At 38.7% G+C, this 6205-nt stretch carries 5 protein-coding genes; all 5 read left to right on the top strand.

Going from position 1 to position 6205, the window contains the following annotated elements:
* Positions 1-14 precede the first annotated feature (14 nt).
* The 5 genes from ftsH (at position 15) to WFK35_RS06410 (ending at position 6148) form a co-directional block, all read left to right on the top strand.
* Positions 15-1991, top strand: coding sequence for an ATP-dependent zinc metalloprotease FtsH (gene ftsH / locus WFK35_RS06430; RefSeq protein WP_442892014.1), 1977 nt, complete (start codon positions 15-17; stop codon positions 1989-1991).
* Between the two features lie 136 nt (positions 1992-2127).
* Positions 2128-2709, top strand: coding sequence for an LUD domain-containing protein (locus WFK35_RS06425; protein ID WP_336731910.1), 582 nt, complete (start codon positions 2128-2130; stop codon positions 2707-2709).
* 24 nt (positions 2710-2733) lie between these two features.
* Entirely contained in the window at positions 2734-3606 is an 873-nt protein-coding gene (locus WFK35_RS06420; protein WP_336731908.1) for a phosphatidate cytidylyltransferase, read from the top strand.
* A 4-nt stretch (positions 3607-3610) separates the two neighbouring features.
* The gene (locus WFK35_RS06415) at positions 3611-4267 is read left to right on the top strand and encodes a phosphatidylserine decarboxylase family protein (RefSeq protein WP_235132540.1); all 657 of its coding nucleotides are present in this window, start codon (positions 3611-3613) and stop codon (positions 4265-4267) included.
* Between the two features lie 312 nt (positions 4268-4579).
* On the top strand, positions 4580-6148 hold the full coding sequence (locus WFK35_RS06410) for a hypothetical protein (RefSeq protein WP_336731907.1): 1569 nt from the start codon (positions 4580-4582) through the stop codon (positions 6146-6148).
* Positions 6149-6205: the final 57 nt, after the last annotated feature.

The following is a 6205-nucleotide window of genomic DNA, read 5'->3' as shown; positions in this document are numbered from 1 at the left end:
GGTTTTTTCCTATCATGATTGTGGCACTTGTGCTGTTCTTTGTAGCCAATTCTATGGGCGACAGCAGCGGTAAGACAATCGATGAAGATGGTTTCTTCAGAGAAATGCAGGCAGGAAAAGTCCAGAGAGTTTTAATTGACAAACAGGCTCAGAAAGCCGATGTATTTTTAACACAGGCTGCGAAAACAGCAACTGTAAAAAAAGACGACAAATCGAATCCTTTTTCGGGTCTTGTAATGGCTCCAAAGGCAGATTACTCGCTTAAATATGGAGATCTCAGACTTTTCCTTGAAAAATTTGATGCCATCAGAATGCAAAATCCGGCGATAAAAACGTCTAAAGATTATGCGGAAGGCGAAAGCCCGTTAACGAGCTTTTTAATTCAGGCATTAATCTGGATTGCGATTCTAGGGATCTTTTATTTCCTTCTTTTCAGAAAAATGGGAAGCGGAGGCGGACCCGGCGGACAGATTTTCTCCATCGGAAAGTCGAAAGCAAAACTTTTTGATGAAAAAGAAAGAATTCAGGTAACGTTTAAAGATGTTGCAGGTCTTGAAGGAGCGAAAGAAGAAGTTCAGGAAGTGGTGGATTTCCTTAAAAACTCAGAAAAATATACCAAACTGGGAGGTAAAATTCCGAAAGGAGTTCTTTTAGTAGGGCCTCCGGGAACCGGTAAAACATTATTGGCAAAAGCAGTAGCCGGAGAAGCGAAAGTTCCTTTCTTCTCGCTTTCAGGTTCAGATTTTGTGGAAATGTTTGTTGGGGTAGGAGCTTCAAGAGTAAGAGACCTTTTTGCTCAGGCAAAAGCAAAATCTCCTGCGATTATCTTTATTGATGAGATCGACGCCATCGGACGTGCAAGAGGAAAAAATAATTTCTCTGGCGGAAATGACGAAAGAGAAAACACGCTGAACCAGTTATTAACTGAAATGGATGGTTTCGGAACCGATACCAATGTTATCGTAATGGCTGCTACCAACAGAGCGGATATTCTGGATAAAGCGTTAATGAGAGCCGGACGTTTTGACCGTTCCATTTATGTAGACCTTCCGGAACTGCACGAAAGAAGACAGATTTTTGATGTTCATTTAAAGAAAATCAAACTTGATGATACTGTAGACAGAGAATTTCTGGCAAAACAAACACCGGGATTCAGTGGAGCAGATATTGCGAATGTTTGTAATGAAGCAGCCTTAATTGCAGCGAGAAACAACCACGCTTCGGTAACGAAACAGGATTTCCTTGATGCGGTAGACAGAATTATCGGTGGTCTTGAAAAGAAAAATAAAGCCATCAAACCTTCTGAAAAAAGAAGAGTTGCTTATCATGAAGCAGGACATGCTACGATTTCATGGCTGGTAGAACACGCTTCACCGCTATTGAAAGTAACGATTGTTCCGAGAGGGCGTTCTTTAGGAGCAGCTTGGTATCTTCCGGAAGAAAGACAGTTAACAACTACAGAGCAAATGTTGGACGAAATGTGTGCAACATTGGGAGGTAGAGCAGCAGAGCAGGTGATATTCAATAATATTTCCACCGGAGCGCTTTCAGATCTTGAAAGTGTAACCAAAAGAGCTCAGGCAATGGTAACCATTTATGGTTTGAGTCCGAATATCGGGAATATCTCTTATTATGACAGTTCAGGTCAGTCTGAATATTCTTTCGGAAAGCCTTATTCTGAAGAAACTGCGAAGAAAATTGATATTGAGATCAAAGGAATTATCGAAAATCAGTATGACAGAGCGGTTCAGATTTTAACTGAAAATAAAGATAAGCTTGATGCTCTGGCGAATAAGCTTTTAGAAAAAGAAGTGATCTTCCGCGAAGACCTTGAAGAAATTTTCGGAAAGAGAGCATGGGATCCTGAATTAACGGAAAAACCTGTTACCAATACAATTCCGGACGGGAAGGAACCACAAGAACAGATTCTGACTAAAGAAAAAGAAGGAGACAGTGAAATTCAGGCTCCTGAAAGCCCGACACAACTTTAAAATTTCTTTAAATTTAAATAACACAAAACCTGACAGTTCTGAAATTGTCGGGTTTTTTTATATTTCTCGGTATGTTTTTGGATTTCTATATGATTAATTTATATTTTTGTATAAAGTTGACTAAAAATAGATCAAATTGAATTTATTTAAGAAGATTGTAAGCAAACTTACGAACCAGCCGGAGCAGGATGAAAGACAAAGCCTGGAAAAGCTAGGGGATTCGCTGAAAAATGCGGATCTCGATTATAAGTTTGCCCAACTGTTTACGCATTCCGGAGGTTTTTTTAATTACTGTGCAGATGAAGCGGAGGCGTTACAGACTTTGAACCAGATTATTAAAATTGAAGGAATACGTAATATGTTCTGTTGGGATAAAGACCTTCAGAATTTCCTGAATGTCGTAAAAACGCCTTATACTTCCGAACTCCAGAGCAATAACGATGCAAGTTTCATTACCTGCGAATATCTTATTGCGTACGACGGAAGAATTATGCTTTCTCACAATAATATCCTTCATTATCATTCTTCCAGACTGCCGGATAAAATTATCATCATGGCGAATATTTCACAGATTGTGAACAACCTGAATGATGCGATGGGAAAGATCAAAAGAAACGGAAATATCAAAAATCTGACTTCCATCAGCGGTGGACAGTCGAAAATGGATACTTCTTCCCATACCAACACAAAACTGTTTTTATTGTTGCTTGAAGATTAAGCATCAGATTTAAAATTTAACATCTTGGACAAAAATCTCATTCAAAGAACCTTATCAGGAATTGTTTACGTAGCAGTTATTATTCTTTGTACCACTCCGCTTGGAGCCCAGCTAATCAACAGTATTTCTCCGGATCTTGTAAAGCAGCAATATCTTTATTACGGATTAATCACTCTTCTAATGGGAGTCGGTTCTTGGGAATGTTTTAAAATCATGAAATTCGGGAAAGGCTATGAGCGATTTGTTGTTTTTCCTTTGGTGATTTTTATTTTTTATGTCTTCTCGAAAAGGTATTTCAATTTTGATTTCTTTTTCGATTTCAGGCTCAGTGAAATTCTTGCGATGGTTCTTATCGTGATTGCTGCCGTTACATTATTTAAATTCCCGAACGAATTATATTTTGACAGCGGAAAGCTTATTTTCACGGTAATTTATGTAGCGCTGCCTTTCAGCTTTGCTTTGGGGCTTCCCAAATTTACGAGCTATGATAACAGTTTTTCTTTAGAAGTACTGTTTCTGTTTATCCTGATCTGGAGCAGCGATACCTTTGCGTATTTAACCGGAAAATTCTTCGGTAAACATAAAATGGCACCTAAAATTTCTCCTAAAAAAACATGGGAAGGTTATATTGGCGGTGTTGTTCTTACTTTAATCCTGTCTTACTTTGTAGAACATTATCATCCGGATCTTCGCGGAAACTGGATGGTGGTAGGTTTTCTGGTGGCTGCTTTTGCGCCGATCGGGGATTTGGTGGAGAGCCAGCTGAAAAGAAATTTCGCCGTGAAAGACAGCGGAAACATCATTCCGGGACATGGAGGCGTATTAGACAGACTGGATAGTTTCATTATTTGTGTTCCTGTCGTATATTTGTACTTTATTTTAGAAAAATTTATTTAATCTCATGAAATTACACAGAGAATCAAAAGGAACTATTACCGTTGCGACTATCCTGTTCATCATTTTGGGCGCGCTGGCTATTTATTTTCTTGAAATGTGGTCGTTGGTGATCATTCTGCCTTTATTGGTGATCTACAGTTTAGTATTTTGGTTCTTCAGAGTTCCGAATCGTGAAATTCTCGATCACAAAGAAAATGTGATTGCTCCGGTAGACGGAAAAGTAGTAATGATAAAAGAAGTGGAAGAGGATGAGTTTATTAAAGGAAAAGCCATTCAGGTTTCTATCTTTATGTCTCCGCTGAATGTACACATCTGTCGATATCCGGTTTCAGGAAACGTAATTTATAAGAAATACCATCCTGGAAAATATCTTGTAGCGTGGCATGAAAAATCTTCTACGGAAAACGAGAGAACAACCGTTGCGGTGGAAAGTTTAACCAATCATAAAGTGGTTTTCAGACAGATTGCAGGATATGTGGCAAGAAGAATTGTTTTCTACTGTAATGAAGGCGATACTGCAAAAGCAGGGCATGAGTTCGGTTTCATTAAATTCGGTTCCAGAATGGACGTATTTCTTCCTTTAGATACAGAAATTGTATGTAAAATTGGTGATATCACGAAAGGAGGTCTTGATGTAATCGCCAGAATGAAGGATGAATAGAAATTGATACAAAATTATTATAATACAGAGAGGTTTTTCAGCCTCTCTTTTTCTTTTTCAAAAATCAATATCTGAAAGGATTTCCAAATTTTTTTGAAATTTAAATTTAAAAAAAGCTTTAAATATTTTAACCTATCAAAAATGATAGGTATTGGTAGAGATTGATATATACTATAATTTTGTCTCATTAAGTGTGAGATAATCAGGTGAATAATAATGAGTTTATGCATTATTACGGCATGATTCAGTTCATCTAATTTTCTTTTATGTAATTAGCTGCTTTTTTAATAACCTTAACTTAAACACTACGAAATGAGAAATTTTTATATTTTTTATCTGATCGGGCTGAGTTGTTCTTCTTTTGCCCAAGTGGGAATTAATACGTCATCTCCTGAGGCGACGCTGGATATCAGAGGAAAAAACGATACCGGAAATGCGGGGGTAGCCATTCCCGGTGTTGTACACGGTAAAGATGGTATTCTTGTTCCCAGAGTTACAGCACTGAATGTAAACGGTACTGTGAATGGACAGCTGGTATATCTAATAAACAATTCCGGCATTTATAATAAAGGATTTTACTATTGGGACGGAATCTCTTCCTGGGTAGGTTTAAGCGGGGGAGGCAGTGCCGGAGATCTTACAAATGATGCATTTGTAAATGACAATACCAACCAGATGGTAAAACTGGGAACTAAATCTGACGGATCTACCGTAAGACCATTAAATACCGCATTTGTCATTAAAGATAACGGAAATCTGGGGATTGGAACTGAAACTCCGAATACATCGGCATTATTAGATTTAACAGCTGCAGATAAAGGGATTTTAATTCCTAGAGTTGCTCTTACAAGTACCACAGATATTGTTACCATTCCTAATCCATTAACCAGTATGTTAGTCTATAATAACGGATCGGCAGCTTTGACTTATAAAGGATTTGTTTTTTGGAATGGAACCGAATGGAGAACAATTAATAATCAATCTACAAAAGCGCCTACCATAACTTCTTTAACCTGCAATGCTGCGACTTTATCTCCTGCAACTTATACCAGCGGGGTAGCTTATAATGGGATTTTAAAAATCCCGTATACAGGAGGTAACGGCGGTCTTTATCAGGAAGGAACTACAGTTACCGTAAATGGATTGAACATAAAACTTCTTCCGGGAGAGCTTGCAACAGGTAGTGGCCAGCTTTCTTTCTCAGTCTGGGGCACGCCTTCTGTTTCTTCCCCTACAGCAATTACTTTTCCTATACAGGGAAGTTCCGGCAATGGTTTAGTGCCGTTTCTTACCAGTGGTCAGAATTGCAGTGCTGCAGTAGGCGATCAGGTTGCTGCTGAATACAGCCAATCGATCACTTTGGGACCTTTGGTTTCAACAAACGATCCGGCTCCCGGATATCACAAATATGTTACCTCTCCCGATGGAAAATTTTCTGTCAGAATATTTGTACAAGATGGAGTTAGTAACCTAAATTCAGGCGTAAACTTACAGATAAGAAGTAACTCCGGTACGCCGAGTATCTTCTGGAATGGTTCAACCCAACGCATTTCAGGAGGTTCTACTGTAGCCGCTTATAGCGACAATCCTTTTCCTCAGGCAGGAAAGTGGTATGGAGGTGATGGGACTGCTTTCGGAGGTCCTTTTCAGGAAGGTGTTTTAGCAGCTTGGGGAATTGCGAATCTTTATAACGGAAATAAGCCTGAGTTCAGAACCTACACATGGACCACAAATGATAATGCTCAGGTTGCCTATGTATTAACGTGTATGTTTTCAAATAATGATGCTGCTGCGATTGGTTTAGATGCATCTACATGTCCTAGTGGTACCTGTCCCACTACAAAAGCATATCTCAGAATTGAACAGTTCAGAGTTCCATAATGTTCTGAGTTCTTAGAAAACAAATATAAGCTCTTAATGTTTATCCTTAAGAGCTTT

It is taken from the genome of Chryseobacterium sp. VD8 (assembly GCF_037149975.1).
Classification (GTDB): domain Bacteria; phylum Bacteroidota; class Bacteroidia; order Flavobacteriales; family Weeksellaceae; genus Chryseobacterium; species Chryseobacterium indicum.
This window is presented reverse-complemented; position numbering and strand designations above follow the sequence as displayed.

Excerpts from the sequence above, each read along its gene's own strand:
- ftsH (WP_442892014.1), top strand. The coding sequence starts at position 15 with ATGATTGTGGCACTTGTGCTGTTCTTTGTAGCCAATTCTATGGGCGAC.
- WFK35_RS06415 (WP_235132540.1), top strand. The coding sequence starts at position 3,611 with ATGAAATTACACAGAGAATCAAAAGGAACTATTACCGTTGCGACTATC.
- WFK35_RS06410 (WP_336731907.1), top strand. The coding sequence starts at position 4,580 with ATGAGAAATTTTTATATTTTTTATCTGATCGGGCTGAGTTGTTCTTCT.